Here is a 574-nt window from a genome sequence, read left to right as displayed (position 1 = left end):
AGTCGCTTTCGTTGTTTGAGTACTGGATACTCTCACCTTTGGACAGAAAGGAGAACTGGTTGCCGATCTTCACACCAAGCTCACCCAGAGAATTCACAACCCACTCGACTTGATCGGGATGAAGACGAGTCGGAATAGGACTGTACGCGCCTTGCTCGACGAGCGATTGAATAGCAGCGTGCGCCATTCCTTCGAACAGGTCCTGCGGTCGATCCGGATCGTACTCTTCCGTCCCCTTTGTCGCCTGCGCTCGGAGAGCCTGAGCAAGCGTCTTCGAGAAGTTTGCGGGAACTGCCAGATTGGAGATGCTAGATGCCAACTCGTTGATTCGACGCTTCTGATCACGGATCACGTCTTCAATCGGAGCCGTGTGTTCGTAGCCGGCATCCGTGATCGCGAATTCGACGGCACGCATCGCGTTGCCAATGTCTCGTGCGTTTGCGTTCATATAACCTCCAGAAGATTTAGAACCAGCAGTCTATCGAATCCGTGACACCGTGTCAACTACTTTTTACGCCGGGTCCATCGTGTACAGTTTCGGGCCCTCGAAACCGCGTGCCACATAGCGATCATG

General features: G+C 53.7%; 1 protein-coding gene. It reads right to left on the bottom strand.

What is annotated here, in order from left to right:
* A partial coding sequence (locus AC1RPW_RS07850; protein WP_481769420.1) for a hypothetical protein occupies window positions 1-448 on the bottom strand: 448 nt, incomplete at its 3' end.
* Between the last annotated feature and the right edge of the window lie 126 nt (window positions 449-574).

The sequence above is a fragment of the Dellaglioa sp. CoH-55-MRSF-8 genome (assembly GCF_056782195.1).
Note: the sequence above shows the minus strand (reverse complement) of the source record. Positions and strands in the feature narration are given on the sequence as shown.